General features: G+C 39.0%; 10 protein-coding genes. 4 read left to right on the plus strand and 6 right to left on the minus strand.

What is annotated here, in order from left to right:
• Window positions 1-27: 27 nt before the first annotated feature.
• The 6 genes from ACTJJF_RS12430 to ACTJJF_RS12455 all read right to left on the minus strand — a co-directional run bounded on the left by ACTJJF_RS12430 (window position 28) and on the right by ACTJJF_RS12455 (window position 10,719).
• Window positions 28-2,259, minus strand: coding sequence for a GH92 family glycosyl hydrolase (locus ACTJJF_RS12430; RefSeq protein WP_440699850.1), 2,232 nt, complete (start codon window positions 2,257-2,259; stop codon window positions 28-30).
• A gap of 124 nt (window positions 2,260-2,383) precedes the next feature.
• A complete protein-coding gene (locus ACTJJF_RS12435; protein WP_312297115.1) occupies window positions 2,384-3,355 on the minus strand; it encodes a glycoside hydrolase family 130 protein in 972 nt (323 codons plus the stop codon).
• A 72-nt stretch (window positions 3,356-3,427) separates the two neighbouring features.
• Window positions 3,428-4,723 (minus strand): MFS transporter, encoded by a 1,296-nt coding sequence (locus ACTJJF_RS12440; protein WP_440699851.1) that lies wholly within the window; start codon window positions 4,721-4,723, stop codon window positions 3,428-3,430.
• Between the two features lie 164 nt (window positions 4,724-4,887).
• On the minus strand, window positions 4,888-6,513 hold the full coding sequence (locus ACTJJF_RS12445; RefSeq protein WP_312297119.1) for a SusD/RagB family nutrient-binding outer membrane lipoprotein: 1,626 nt from the start codon (window positions 6,511-6,513) through the stop codon (window positions 4,888-4,890).
• Window positions 6,514-6,531: 18 nt separating this feature from the next.
• Complete coding sequence (locus ACTJJF_RS12450) at window positions 6,532-9,498, minus strand: SusC/RagA family TonB-linked outer membrane protein (RefSeq protein WP_440699852.1); 2,967 nt, start codon at window positions 9,496-9,498, stop codon at window positions 6,532-6,534.
• 342 nt (window positions 9,499-9,840) lie between these two features.
• Complete coding sequence (locus ACTJJF_RS12455) at window positions 9,841-10,719, minus strand: AraC family transcriptional regulator (protein ID WP_312297123.1); 879 nt, start codon at window positions 10,717-10,719, stop codon at window positions 9,841-9,843.
• 180 nt (window positions 10,720-10,899) lie between these two features.
• Between ACTJJF_RS12455 and ACTJJF_RS12460 the strand changes: the two genes are divergently transcribed.
• The 4 genes from ACTJJF_RS12460 (at window position 10,900) to ACTJJF_RS12475 (ending at window position 14,273) form a co-directional block, all read left to right on the plus strand.
• Window positions 10,900-11,766, plus strand: coding sequence for a helix-turn-helix domain-containing protein (locus tag ACTJJF_RS12460; protein ID WP_440699853.1), 867 nt, complete (start codon window positions 10,900-10,902; stop codon window positions 11,764-11,766).
• Window positions 11,767-11,853: 87 nt separating this feature from the next.
• Window positions 11,854-12,273: an OsmC family protein gene (locus tag ACTJJF_RS12465; RefSeq protein ID WP_077413428.1), complete on the plus strand. Its 420-nt coding sequence runs from the start codon at window positions 11,854-11,856 to the stop codon at window positions 12,271-12,273.
• A 115-nt stretch (window positions 12,274-12,388) separates the two neighbouring features.
• Window positions 12,389-12,994, plus strand: coding sequence for a TetR/AcrR family transcriptional regulator (locus ACTJJF_RS12470; protein ID WP_312297131.1), 606 nt, complete (start codon window positions 12,389-12,391; stop codon window positions 12,992-12,994).
• A gap of 10 nt (window positions 12,995-13,004) precedes the next feature.
• Window positions 13,005-14,273 (plus strand): acetyl-CoA C-acetyltransferase, encoded by a 1,269-nt coding sequence (locus tag ACTJJF_RS12475; protein WP_440699854.1) that lies wholly within the window; start codon window positions 13,005-13,007, stop codon window positions 14,271-14,273.
• Window positions 14,274-14,318 lie beyond the last annotated feature (45 nt).

Consider the following 14,318-nt stretch of genomic DNA (forward strand, 5'->3'; position numbering starts at 1 on the left):
ACTTTGTTTCGTTTATTTTTATTAGTCTTATTTTATTGGTTTGCTTCCCATTACGAATCTCAATTCACCACCGTTCATGATATCGCTGTGGTTCAGCTCCCAGCTTTTATATTCTTTTCCGTTCAGGAACATTTTCTGTACGTAGATATTCTTGTCAGAAATTTTGTCTGCAATCACCGTAAATGTTTTTCCGTTCTCAAGTTTTAAAGAAGCTTTCGGGAATTGTGGTGCTCCGATGGCATAAACAGGTTTCCCCGGTGTCACAGGATAGAATCCTAATGATGAGAAAATATACCATGCCGACATTTGACCGCAGTCTTCGTTATTCACGATTCCATCAGGCTTTGCAGCATACATGTTGTCTCTGATATATTTTACCATTTTCTGAGTCTTGTAAGGACTTCCTGCATAATTGTACAGGTACGGAACATGATGTCCCGGTTCATCTCCGAATCCTAAAGATCCGATGAATCCTGAGATATCTACATGCTGCTCTCCTTCCATATGAAGCGCTTCTGTAAAGGTTTTATCCAGTTTTTCTTCAAATCCTTTTTTCCCTCCGTACAGATTCATCATTTCATCAATCTGATGCGGAACAAAGAAATCATAGGCCCAGATATTTCCGGAAACCCAGTGTGGCTGTAGCTTTTTCCAGTCATTAAGAGGGAAATCTGCTAAGAATTTTCCGTCTTTCTGTCTTGGCCAGAAGTGATTGTTTTCTTTGTTGAAAGTATTCAGGAAGCTCATGGAACGTTTTTTATATACTTCTGCTTCTTCTTTCTTTCCTAATTTCTCGGCAAGCTGCTGGATACACCAGTCATCATATGAATATTCTAATGTAGCAGAAACAGAAGCTCCGTTTTCTGATGGAGTATAGCCTAATTTAATATAATCATTAAGACCTCCGCCACCATCACTGCTGCTCATTTTATCTGTTAAAGAAGCATCTTTCATGGCAGCAAATGCTTTTTCAGCATCAATACCCGGAACTCCCTTGGAAATGGCATCCCAGATTACTGAAGCACTGTGATAGCCCAGCATACAAAAATTATCATATCCGCAAAGCTCCCAGATCGGCATATGATCTTTACGATCTGTATATCTGCTGATCAGAGAGTTAGCGAATTCCTTCGTATGCTTCTGATCCATAATCGTCAATAGCGGGTGCGTTGCCCTGAAACCATCCCAATACGAATAGGTACTGTAGTTGGTAAACCATTTGGTATTCATATTTTCCTGAGCCGCTACATAATCACCGTTCACATCCATATAAAGATTAGGGGCGATGAAGGTATGGTATACTCCTGTATAGAAAATCTTTCTCTGGTTATCCGTACCTCCCGTTACCTGAAATCTTCCGATAAGGTCTCTCCATGTTTTTTGTGCAGCTTCCCTTGCTTTGGCAAATTCTACATTTTTAGCTTCTGTATCGAAGTTTTCCTGTGCATTTTCTGTGCTTACCGGAGATAAAGACACTTTTACCTCAACACTTTCATTGGCTTCCGTTGCAAATCTCACAAAGGCTTTTGCGTCTTTGGCCAACGCAATTTTTTCGTTGTTTTTGATTTTTCCTTCGGCATAAACCCCATAGGATTTAAATGGCTTGGAAAACTCCATGACGAAATAGGCAAAGCGTTTTCCGCCCCAGCCGTTGCTATAGCAATAGCCCTTTATCTTATTGTTTCCTTCTATGCTTACCAGAGTGTGATAAATATTTCCGAAGATCTTATTCGTAGGATCAATAATGATATTGGCTTCGTCAGTTTTCGGGAACGTATATTTATGGAATCCTACTCTCGGGGAGGCAGTAAGCTCCGCCTTAACTCCATAGCTGTCAAGCATTACCGAATAATATCCCGGCGATGCTGTTTCCTTATCATGACTGAATGTTGAACGATACCCTGTTTCCGGCTTATCTTCCTGCCCAGGAACCATTTTTACCTGGCCTACCGTTGGCATTACCAGAATATCTCCAAGATCTGCCCAACCTGTTCCGCTAAGGTGATTGTGACTGAAACCCATGATCGTTTTGCTGCTGTAATGGTAACCGGAGCACCAGTCCCAGTCACCGCTTTTCGTATTCTGATCCGGGCTTAGCTGAATCATTCCAAACGGCGTAGTGGCACCCGGAAATGTATGCCCGTGTCCTCCTGTGCCTATGAAAGGGTCTACCCAGGATAAAACATCGTTTTTATTTTGCTGGGCACTGGCTACAGACATCAGGGTGGTAAAAAAGCAGATTAACAGTTCTTTTTTCATGATAAGAGGTATCAGGATTTTTTTAATTTAAAAGTTGGTTTAAAAATAGGAAAACCATTACAAAGATCCCAATAATAAAGGGAATTAAGCTGATGATCATATTTTCAAAAGACTTTATCATTATTTAGATTGAATTTTTTTTCATAAAATCAATAATTTCTGAGATATACCCGAAGGCAATCGCCACTACAGTATCGGCAGCTCCGTAATATACCGTTACTTTATCTCCTTCCGTAAGTGCTGCACACGGGAAAACCACATTCGGAACATCACCTGTAAGCTCATACAACTCAGCCGGGGCCAGCAGATAAGGTTTCGTTCTGTACAATACTTTTGTAGGATCTTCAAGGTCCAGCAAAGCAGCTCCCATAGAATACCTGAATCCTCTGCAGGTATTGATTACTCCATGATAGAAAAGCAGCCATCCTTCTTCCGTTTTAATGGGAACGGGACCGCCTCCGATCTTGGTACACTGCCATGCACTGTCTTCAAAAGGGGTTACTTTCATTACACAACGGTGCTCACCCCAATACTTCATATCAGGGCTGTAGCTGATATAAATATCACCGAAAGGCGTATGTCCGTTGTCACTCGGACGGCTCAACATGGCATATTTACCATTGATTTTTTCAGGGAAAAGGACTCCGTTTCTGTTAAATGGAAGAAATGCATTTTCGCACTGGAAAAATTCTTTAAAGTCAAAAGTATATCCAATTCCGATGGTAGGTCCGTTGTAACCGTTGCACCATGTAATCCAGTAGCGGTCTTCTATAAAGGTAACACGTGGGTCGTATTTATAATCAGATTCGATCATATCGGTATTTCCTGCCTTCATTTCAATAGGATCATGATTGATATCCCAATTGATTCCGTCTTTACTGAAACCGGCAAAAATATTCATCTGCACGGCTTTATTATCACAACGGAATACTCCTGCGAAGCCATCTTCAAAGGGGATCACCGCACTGTTGAATATACTGTTGGATGTAGGTATCGCATATCTGTTAATGATCGGGTTTTCCGAAAACCTCCACATAATATCATTGCAACCTTCCGGGCGATCCTGCCAAGGGATCATTACTGATTGAGCTGTCATAAAGTAGTTTTTACTTTTTATTTTTATTTAGTTGTTTTATTAAGATTTAAACCTGATAGGTTTAGAGTCTGTTTAATTATATTCTTCTTTATTTTCTGAATAAGGGAAAGGAACGAATAAGGTCACGAGAAATGCTGGAATTGTAGCAATCAGTACCCAGACAAAGAATATTTTATATCCTACCCAGTCACTGATCATTCCGCTGAACATTCCGGGAATCATCACTCCCAGGTTCATAATTCCTGTCGCAAATGCATAATGGGCTGTTTTGTGTTTTCCGGGAGCAATTTGCTGCATCATGTACAGCATCAGGCCTACAAAACCAAATCCATATCCAAAATACTCTACCACTACAGCAATTCCTACAGGTAAAAGATCAACCGGCTGATAATTGGCCAGTAATGCATAGACCACAAACGGGATATTGAAGGCACAACACAACCATATCAGTGATTTTTTTAACCCTCTGGCTGAGATAAAATATCCTGCCAGCACAGATCCCAGAATAAATGCTGCTGATCCGTAGGTTCCATAGATAAGCCCGATATCGGATGTTGATAGACCTAACCCTCCCGAAGTTCTTGGTGCTTTAAAAAATAATGGTGCTATTTTTATAGCGAAGCCTTCTGCAAAACGGTATAATATAATAAACAGGACTGACCAGAGAATGCTTTTTTTCGTAAAGAAAGAAGTGATAACCTCCAACAGTTCTTTACGGACGTTTCCAGCTGTTTTTTCCTGTTTCGGGACCTCATCTATCTCTTCTTTCGGAAGGATGAGATAATGATAAACTGCCAAAGCAAAAAACAATAAAGCATAGATCACCATAATGATCATCCAGGCATGGGTAACTCCTTTTGTTTTTTCTAAAACTCCTGCAAAATAAACGAGTGCACCGCTGCTTATGATCTTCGCCAGATTGTAAAAAGCTCCCTGCCAGCCGATATATCTCGCCTGTTCTTTATTGGAAAGAAGCCCAATATACGTTCCGTCTGCCACCACATCATGGGTGGCTCCGCAAAATGCCACTACGGCAAAAAGTGCAATACTGTATTTGAAAAAGTCGTGCAAAGGCAGACTTAATGCAATTAAAGCAAACAGAATTCCTATGGCAAACTGGGTAAAAACAACAAAGAACTTTTTCGTTTTATAGATCTCCAGGAAAGGGCTCCAAAGAGGTTTTAAAGTCCAGGAGAACATAATAAAGGCCGTCCAGAAGGTAATCTGCGAATCCGAAACACCCATATCTTTATACATGATTCCGGAAACTGCATTAATGGTTACAAAGGGAACTCCCATTGCAAAATATAATGTAGATATCCAAAGAATTGGCTGAATCCGACGTACTCCGGAGTTGTTGTTTCCCATATTTAAAAATAAGATTCTAAAGAAAAAGAGAACATCTCAAAATTTCATTCCGGCTAAAACGAAACTATAAATTTATCAGAGAGCCTACGTTACCCTCCTGCCTGAATGAATCAGATACAATCTGACTTTTTGAGATGCCCCTGTATTGTTAAATGATCTGACTGTTATTTTTTATCCCACCATAATCTGGTTCCTCCGGTGTCAGGACCGTTAAGCGTCTGTACTGCCTGTTGGTAATTGTACAAAGAAGTTTTGGTATCAATAGTAAATGGAATTCTTCTGATCATTGCTTCTGTACTGATGGCACCACCACTGTCATTCTTTCTTATTTTGAATAGAACAGGATAACCGGTTCTTCTCTGTTCGGCCCAGGCTTCCGGCCCATTCGGATAAAGAGAAAGCCATTTCTGAGTAATGATTCTTTCTAATTTTCTCTCATTGGTATCGCTGTTGTTCCATGCAATGGTGATGGTACTTAGCTGAGGGTCTCCAACAGGTATGTTATTCGCTGCATTTTTAGGATCAACATAAGGTGCTTCTGTAGAAGTGGTATCAGCCAGATAAGCACCAACATTAGCACTTTTTCCCCATTCGCCGAAAGACTGCTGAACTCCCGTTGTGTAGTTGGTTTGAATATCACCTGCTCCGGTATATCCTCTTAAGGCAGCCTCTGCTTTCAGGAACCAGGTTTCTGCAGCAGTGAAAAGTTTCATTTTACCATCAGTTCCGGAGAAGTAATCACCGGTTGCTGACTTTGCCTGCGGTTGTGAAAAAGCTCCATAGGTTGATTTACCATTTAACAGATCAATCCCCTGACGTACTCCAATATATTTTCCCTGTACGTCAGCATCATTGGCAGGAATGGCATAAGCGGGAAGTCTTGGATCATTATATCCGTTCATATAAGCCATCAATGGAGCTCCAATTAAACAGTCTCCCCATGAGTAAATGATAAAGCTCAATTCAGACTGCCCTACACTGAGCAAAGCATTGTCTGCATTATCGGTAATCAATCCTGCGGATGATGCTAATGCTTCTTCTGCGTATTGTTTTGATTTTGCAGGATCAGCATAGCTCATTCTCATAGCTAGTCTCAACTTCAGAGAATTGGCCAGCTTTGCCCATTGAGCCATATTTCCCCCATATACTAAATCTGCTTTTTTCAAAGCTGTTTTGTCTTCTACGCTCTGTGTTGCAGAAGTGGCAATCACTTTCTGTAAATCAGCAATAGCTGAGCTGAGATCGGTGATAAAATAATTATAAGCATCCTGTTGAGAGTCAAAATCAGTAGTCCCGTTAGGATTCGGCTTTTCATATTTGCTGTAGACTACAGGCCCGTGACTGTCTGAAACTCTTGCTGCCGTAATGACTTTCAGGACCTTTTTAACAGCCAGTGTTCCTGTAAAATCTACTCCTTTATAGATATTTGTAGCGGCATTGTCAATGATAATGGAATAATTGAAAATATCCTGCTGTCTGGCAATGATTCTGTTATTCCATCCGTCCATCATAGAATACGTAAGGTTATTTACCCCTCCATTGAATGGTGTCGCTGTACTAAACATACCGCTATACATATCGGCGCTAAGGTTAGGATATAGCTGATAATCTGACTGCAACCCTCTTTGAATGGATTTCATAGGGTCAACAACGGCAATAAAATCTGCATAAAAATTTTCAGGCCCCCCTGCTTTTTGCTGATTGTATTCTTCGAAGTCATCGGTACATCCTGAGGCAGAAAACAGTACTGCAACACTGAACACAAATGTTTTAATATGATTGATTTTCATTTTTAGTAATTGTAAAAGTTAGAAGTTCGCTTTTAATGATAATCCGATGGATCGGGTAACCGGAAGTCCAAATGAATCTACTCCTACCCCTCCAGGTGTATTTCCTGATACCTGTTCCGGATCAAACGGTGCTTTTTTGTAGAAGAAGAATAAATTGGTTCCCACTAAACTTACCGTTGCATTTCTCATATATTTTGAATTGATATCAAAGGTATATGAAATGGAGGCCTGGCGTAAACGTACTGTTGTAGCACTATACAGATATGCTTCATCAATTCCTTTTCCATATCCTTCTGTAGTTCCTACGGTTTTATAATAATCTTTTGCATTCGTCAGACCGGTATAAGCCTGTCCGGCATTTGGAGTTCCCGGTGCATATACCGCATTGGGAACAGATACTCCTCCGGCATCTCTGGCATCGGCAGTAGCCTGGCTTACCCCATACAAATCATTGGCTTTTTCTGTAAGAGAAAGAACTTTCCCTCCAAATTTTCCATCAATAAGGAAAGAAATTCCCAGCTTACCAATATTAAAGGAGTTATTGAATCCCAGGATAAATTTAGGGTTCGGGTTACCCAGATAAGTAGGGATGCTTTCTGCCAATGGGACTCCTTTATCATTTACCAGAATGCGTCCCTGGTCATCTCTCTTAAATTTAATTCCATAAAGATCTCCGAAAGAGCCTCCCAGCTTCAGCTTGGTGTACTCTCCCCCTCCGGCCAGTGAGAAAAATGTTTCTTCCGGAATAGGCAGACTTGAAGGAAATAATTCAACAATTTTATTCTTATTGGCCGATGCATTCACTGTAGTGGTCCAGCCGAATTTTTCTGAATTGAAAACTTTATAAGATAGTGAAGATTCAAAACCTGTATTACGGATTTTTCCTGCATTGATGTAGTACCATCCCGGCTTTAATCCTCCAAAATAGGAATCTATCTTTGTCTCCAACAGTTGATTACTTGTATTGGAATTGTAGTAAGTAATATCAAAACTTAATCTATTATCCAACATCCTCAGCTCAGTACCCGCCTCAAACGTTTTGTTAAATTCAGGTTTTGGAAATAAATCTTTCTGCGTAGGATCTGTAATAAAAGAGCTTCTTGGAAATACAAGTGTTCCTGCATCTACTCCATAGGTATATCCTTTATTGTATTCAATCATTGCATTGGAGATATTGGTGGGCAACCCCAATCCGACCGTTGCATAAGATCCCCTTACTTTCCAGAAATTAATGACTTCCGGAAGTTTGAAAACAGAAGACAATATAGCATTAGCCCCTACAGATTCGTAATCAAATCCTGTTCTCCCTGTTAAAGCTAAACTGGAATCCCAGTCGTTTCTGAAGGTCATATCTACATAAAACATATTTTTGTAGCCTATGGAAGCACTCGCAAAAACAGACTGTACCTGTTTTTTCATGTTGGTATAGATATTATGATATCCGTCTCCTGGAGCCCTTTTTAACCCCCATGTAAGGTTGTTTAAGGTGAAAAGGTTAGGGATTACCAAATAAGCATTATCTATCTGTGTTATTTTGTTTCTTGTCGTGTTGGTACTTGCTCCCACTGTAAAATCTAAGGAGATGGACTCATTTATTTTAGGACTACCAATAAGCAACACATCACCATAGGTAGAAGAGTTCTCATAGGTGTTTTTTAGAATCCGTCCGTTAATCCCCTCATTCACAGCCAATAAACTAGGCGCTGAAAAAGCAGCAATATCACGCTGGCTATCTGAAATATTCCAGCTATAATTCCCTCTTACTCTTGCAGATAACCACGGATTGATCTGATAGGAAAGCGCAACGGCTCCATATGCATTTTTATTGGCTACTGTAACAGGGTTTCTGTTGAGAATCCAGTAAGGGTTCTGGGTTACCGGGTTTCCTTTGAAACTTCCATCCGGGTTAACTTCCCACCAGTTTTGTGCAGGTAAAAATCTTTCTTTATTTAAATAAGAATAATTATTTGGTCCATATTGATCAAAATCAACCCCTCTAGGCAGCCAGTACAAACTTGTTAAAGGAGAAAAAGAAGCTCCCGGTGTCTGTCTGTTCTTGCTTTCCTGTAATGAACCGATAAAATTGGCATCCAACGTCAGTTTATCATCCAGAAACTTACTTGAATTTCTGAAAGATATATTATACTGATCAAAATAGCTTATAGGAACAACTCCTTTATTGGTTGTATTTCCAATAGAAAAATAATTGGTTGATCTTTCGTTTCCAGACTGGAATGAAAGACTGTTGACCCACGTTGTTCCTGTCTGCAGAAAATCTTTAAGGTAATCCTTAGATTCTCCTTTTGCACCCCAGCTTTCTGTTGACTGTCCCGGCTGCTGACCAGCAACAGCTGGATCATAGGACAAATAACTGTGCTGAAGCTTTGGAAGACTATAAGCTCTTTCCACTGTAAGACTGCTACTATAAGTGATCATACTCTTTCCTGCACGTCCTTTTCTGGTAGTAATCAAAATAGCTCCGTTCCCTCCGGCAGAACCATATAATGCTGACGCAGAGGCTCCTTTCAGAAAATTGATGCTTTCAATATCATCAGGATTGATGGAACTCAGTACGTCTCCGGGATCCGGCATATTGGAATACTGTCCGATATCTGCTGACTTTCCGGTTCCATTGATAATAGGAATTCCATCAATTACATATAGTGGTTGTGTAGTGTTTACAGATTTATCTCCTCTCATTATCACCCTTACGGAACTCCCTACACCATTGGTTCTGTTAACCTGTACATTGGAAACTTTTCCATTGATTGAATTTAAAAGATTGGGAGTTTTCACTTCTGTAAGCTCATCGCCGCCAATCTGCTGACTGGAATACGTAAGGGAGCGTGCCTGCCTTTTGATCCCCAAAGAGGTGACTACGACCTCCTGAATGTTGGTTGTCTTCGTAGTGTCAGCCGATTTTTGTTCCTGTGCGGTAGCAGAAAGTGAAAAAACGAACAGAACGGGTATAACTGCTTTTCTCATAAGGTTTAGATTCGTTAGATTTAATTGAGAATCAATGACATTACTTCATATTTTCAATACACAGAGATTATTGTTTTTTCAGCAAAATTTTGCTGTTTATGTATTAAATTATTTAAAGTTTTGTTAAGATTTAATTCACATTGACAAATCTAAATTTTGTAACCAGTCTGATATAATACTATTTTATCATAAAACGATATTATTTTTTCAGCGATCAAAAACAAAAGTAAATAACACACTATTTATCAATAAAATACGCTCCCTATCCAATAATTAAAAAAAGTGGATTTATTTTAAAATAAGATCAATAAAATATTTAAAAAAATGAATTTCCGGTCACTATTATTCAATCTTTTTCACACCTTTAAACTGTTCTCTGAATTCAGTTGGCGTTGTTTTTTTGATTGATTTAAAGACCTTATTAAAATTCGCAATATTGTTGAAACCTGCTTCAAAGGCAATTTCAAAAACGGTAAGATTTTTTTCCATCAGCCAACGGGCTGCATAGCTGATCCTGATCTCATTCAAATAATTGATAAATGTTTTCCCTGTTCTTTTTTTAATAAACCGATTAAAGGTCACATTGCTCATATTGACCAGTGAAGCCACTTTATCCAGGGTGATCTTGTTTTCAAAATTCTTATGCACAAAATCATGGATGCGTTTCATTTTATCGTTATCAGCAAAGGTTTCAAGCTCTATGCTGTAGGATGACAGAAGAGTTTTATCCTCTGCAGTGGCCAGCTCATTCAAAATCTTCATAATTTCTATGAAAGACTCAAAACTGTTCATTTTAGATAAATTCAGAAACGAATCTTTCAGTTTTTCAGCAGTTTCTGCAGAGAAAAGAATTCCCCGGATAGAATCTTTCATCAGATTATTGATGGGTTTCAGGATATTTTTCTCCATTAAAGACTGGTTAAAGAAATCCTGATTAAACTGAACCGTAATCTCGTGGGTCTTCCTGTTTTTGCATCTGTAATTGGCCCAGCAATGAGGCAGGTTCGGCCCTACCAGCACCAGTTCTATATTCCCTATTTCACCGGTATGGTCCCCAATCATTCTCCGGTACCCTTTGCCTTTGTAGATAAAATTTATTTCAATTTCAGGATGATAGTGGTAAGGAAAATCAAATGAGGCTTTGATTCTGTCAAATACCAGAAAACTGTCTTCAGGAGATAGTGGAGTTATTTCTCTGAGAATATTTTCTAATTCGCTCATGCAGGCAGTTTTGGAAAAAGGGTTAATAATAGAGTTAGCAGTACAAATATTTGTAAAATTGATAAAATAATATCAATGTAAAAACATATTTTATGTTTTTTTATTCTGAATTTTATATGCAAATCAGAACAAAAGTAGATTCCTGAAGTGTTTTTTGTATCTTTAAACTAAAGTTAAAATATGCCGCAATCCCTTATTTTTGAAGATCAGTATAAAAGACTTGGGCTGAAATTCTTTTCAGAAGAAAACCTGGAACATTTCAACAGCAATCAGTTTAAAACGGATATTAAAGTATTTTTTATTCCTTCAGGGTATGAGCTTATGGTAGATTTTAATCATTATCAGGTCAAAAAACCTTCCCTGCTTTTCCTTACCGGCCAGCATCTGCAGATAAAAAATGGAAAAGACGAGTCTATATTTCTTCATTATAACCGTTATTTTTACTGCATCCAGATCCATGATAAAGAGGTAGCCTGTGACGGACTTCTCTTTCATAATGTATTTGAAATTCCTTTTGTAGAACTTGATGATTCCGAAGTATTACTGATGAAGAATCTCTTTCAGAACATTCAGGATGAACTTGAGTGGAATGATTCTTCTGCAGAAGAAATGATAAGAACGTATGTAAAACAGATCATCATCCGGGCAACCAGAAAATGGAAAAAAGAAAATCTGGATAATGATGTAATAAAAATTCCCGGCAGTGAGCTAGATATATTCAGAGATTTCAGCCGCCATCTGGAAATTCATTTCAGAGAAAAACACAATGTGGCAGATTATGCAGCCCTGCTTCATCTGGCTCCGAAGACATTAACCCACAAGTTTAAAAATCTGAATCTTGATTCTCCGAACCAATTTATCATCAACAGAATTTTACTGGAAGCCAAAAGGCTGCTATTTTATACCGATAAACCTGTAAAGGAAATTGCCTATGACCTCGGTTATGAAGATCCGGCTTATTTCAACCGGCTTTTCACAGGAAAAACCGGAAGCACTCCTGCAAATTTTAAGAAAAATTACTCGTCGGGAAAAAAGTACAATATTTAAGTCTTTTTATCTATTGAATCTGCTTCTTAACTGATCTATCTTTGTAACATCAAAATCAAGCAATATTAAAAATAAAAAACAAACATTATGAGACGTAACGCAACAGCCGTTTGGAACGGTACCATTAAAGAAGGTAAGGGACATTTAACTACTCAGAGTACAACTTTAAACCAGACTCAATATTCTTTCAACAGCCGTTTTGCGGATGGTGTGGGAACCAACCCTGAAGAGCTGCTGGCAGCTGCACACGCTGGATGTTTCACCATGAAACTGGATGCAGAACTTTCACAGGCAGGCTACAATCCGGAAGAGCTGAAAACAACTTCTGTTATCACTCTTGATCCCAACATTGGAAAAATCACAAAGTCTGAGCTGACCTTAACCGCAAAAGTTCCGGGGATTTCAGAAGAAGAATTCCAGAAATTTGCAAAAATAGCTGAAGAAGGATGCCCTGTAAGTGCTGCCTTCAATTTTGAAATCACTTTAAATGCTACTTTAGAGCAGTAAAATAAAGGTAAAAGATCATTAAATCTGAGTGTAAAATTCTACTCAGATTTAATTTTAAAACAAAATATACCAATTGGTATGTTTTTGTATATTTGCATCATTATAAACAACTTCAATGTCAAAAGCAGAAAAAACAAAACAGCATATCATTGAGAAAACAGCGACTCTTTTTAATACAAAGGGTTATATTTCCACATCGCTTTCAGACATCACACAAGCAACCGGGCTTACGAAGGGCAGCATTTACGGAAACTTTGAAAACAAAGATGAAGTCGCCATAGAAGTTTATAAATATAATGCAGGATTACTGAGCAGAACCCTCAGCCGATCTTTCGGAGATGAATTTTCTACTTCTCTGGATAAACTTCACGCTTTTGTTGATTTTTACAGAAAAAACTGGCCGGCTGTTTTTTCAAACGGAGGCTGCCCTCTCATGAACGCAGCAACAGAAGCGGATGATTCTTTTCCTGCCCTGAAAAAACAGGTTAAAAATTCTTTTGAGCTATGGATGGACAAAGTTTCATCAGTTATCCGTCAGGGACAAAAGAATAAAGAGATCAGTGAAAAAATTAATGCCGGGCAATATGCCTCAACGTTTATTATGCTGATTGAAGGCGGAATACTGCTTTCAAAAACCATGGGTGATCAAAGTTTTCTGAACCATGCTTTAGACAGGATCACATATATGATTGATCATGAACTAAACATCCTTCCATCATAAATTATACAATATGGAAATAAAAAGAGTGGCCATTGTAGGATATAACAGAATCCCCTTTGCCAGAATGAATACCGCTTACACGGACCAGGGAAACCAGGAGCTTTTGCTATCTGCACTCAACGGGCTTATTGACCGTTACCATATGAAAGGAAAACGGCTTGGGGAAGTTGCCGGAGGTGCAGTCATCAAACATATTTCCGAAAGCAACCTCATCAGAGAAACTGTAATAAATACCTCCCTCCACCCGGCAACTCCTGCATGTGATCTTCAGCAGGCATGTGATACAGGTATTGAAGCAGCCATTTATATCGGAAATAAAATTGCGCTGGGACAGATAGAAAGCGGTATCGCCTGCGGTGTTGAAGCCATGAGCAATATTCCTTTTGAATCTTCTCCAAGATTAAGAAAAGCCTTGTTAAAAGCCAATAAAGAAAAATCTACTTTTGGAAAACTGAAGCAATTATTAAGTCCGAAATTAAAAGACTGGATGCCGATCCCTTACAAAGGACAGGAACCGAAAACAGGATTGGTAATGGGTGAGCATACTGAAATCACTGCCAAATATTACAATATCCCAAGAGAAGAACAGGATGAACTGGCATTCAGAAGCCATCAGAACATGGCCAAAGCTTATGATGAAGGCTTTTTTGATGATATGATCACTCCTGCTTTTGGTATTGACAAAGATAATAACCTGCGAAGAGATACCAGCTTAGAAAAATTATCACAGTTAAAACCTGCCTTTGATAAGCAAAACGGGACTTTAACGGCAGGAAACTCCACTCCTTTTACTGATGGAGCTTCAGCAGTTCTGCTGGCCAGTGAAGAATGGGCAAAAGCCAATGACCTTCCTGTACTGGCTTATATCACGTTTTCAGAACTGGCAGGGATAGAATATGTTGAAAACCGACAAAACTTACTTCTCGCCCCGGTTTTTGCAGCAGAAAGAATGCTGAAGAAAGCAGGGATGAATCTGGAAGATTTTGATTATTATGAAATTCATGAAGCTTTTGCAGCACAGGTCCTGGCTACCCTTAAAATCTGGGAAAATGATGATCTTGCAAAAAAATTCGGACTGGAGAAAGCATTAGGACGCATTGACAGGAGCAAGCTGAATGTAAAAGGTGGAAGTCTGGCTGCAGCTCATCCATTTGCGGCCACCGGTGGAAGGATTATTGCTACTTTGGCGAAACTCCTCCATGAAAAAGGCAGCGGAAAAGGCTTTATATCCATTTGTGCAGCCCGTGGACAAGGTATAACCATGATTTTAGAGAAGTAATATTTACCCTAAAAATTATTTCAAAAGCTAAAATCTTTTTATTAT

The organism is Chryseobacterium sp. 22458, assembly GCF_052044975.1.
GTDB lineage: Bacteria > Bacteroidota > Bacteroidia > Flavobacteriales > Weeksellaceae > Chryseobacterium.

Bases quoted from the DNA above. Each gene is read 5' to 3' on its own strand.
- ACTJJF_RS12430 (WP_440699850.1), bottom strand. From the start codon at position 2,259: ATGAAAAAAGAACTGTTAATCTGCTTTTTTACCACCCTGATGTCTGTA.
- ACTJJF_RS12435 (WP_312297115.1), bottom strand. From the start codon at position 3,355: ATGACAGCTCAATCAGTAATGATCCCTTGGCAGGATCGCCCGGAAGGT.
- ACTJJF_RS12440 (WP_440699851.1), bottom strand. From the start codon at position 4,723: ATGGGAAACAACAACTCCGGAGTACGTCGGATTCAGCCAATTCTTTGG.
- ACTJJF_RS12445 (WP_312297119.1), bottom strand. From the start codon at position 6,513: ATGAAAATCAATCATATTAAAACATTTGTGTTCAGTGTTGCAGTACTG.
- ACTJJF_RS12450 (WP_440699852.1), bottom strand. From the start codon at position 9,498: ATGAGAAAAGCAGTTATACCCGTTCTGTTCGTTTTTTCACTTTCTGCT.
- ACTJJF_RS12455 (WP_312297123.1), bottom strand. From the start codon at position 10,719: ATGAGCGAATTAGAAAATATTCTCAGAGAAATAACTCCACTATCTCCT.
- ACTJJF_RS12460 (WP_440699853.1), top strand. From the start codon at position 10,900: ATGCCGCAATCCCTTATTTTTGAAGATCAGTATAAAAGACTTGGGCTG.
- ACTJJF_RS12465 (WP_077413428.1), top strand. From the start codon at position 11,854: ATGAGACGTAACGCAACAGCCGTTTGGAACGGTACCATTAAAGAAGGT.
- ACTJJF_RS12470 (WP_312297131.1), top strand. From the start codon at position 12,389: ATGTCAAAAGCAGAAAAAACAAAACAGCATATCATTGAGAAAACAGCG.
- ACTJJF_RS12475 (WP_440699854.1), top strand. From the start codon at position 13,005: ATGGAAATAAAAAGAGTGGCCATTGTAGGATATAACAGAATCCCCTTT.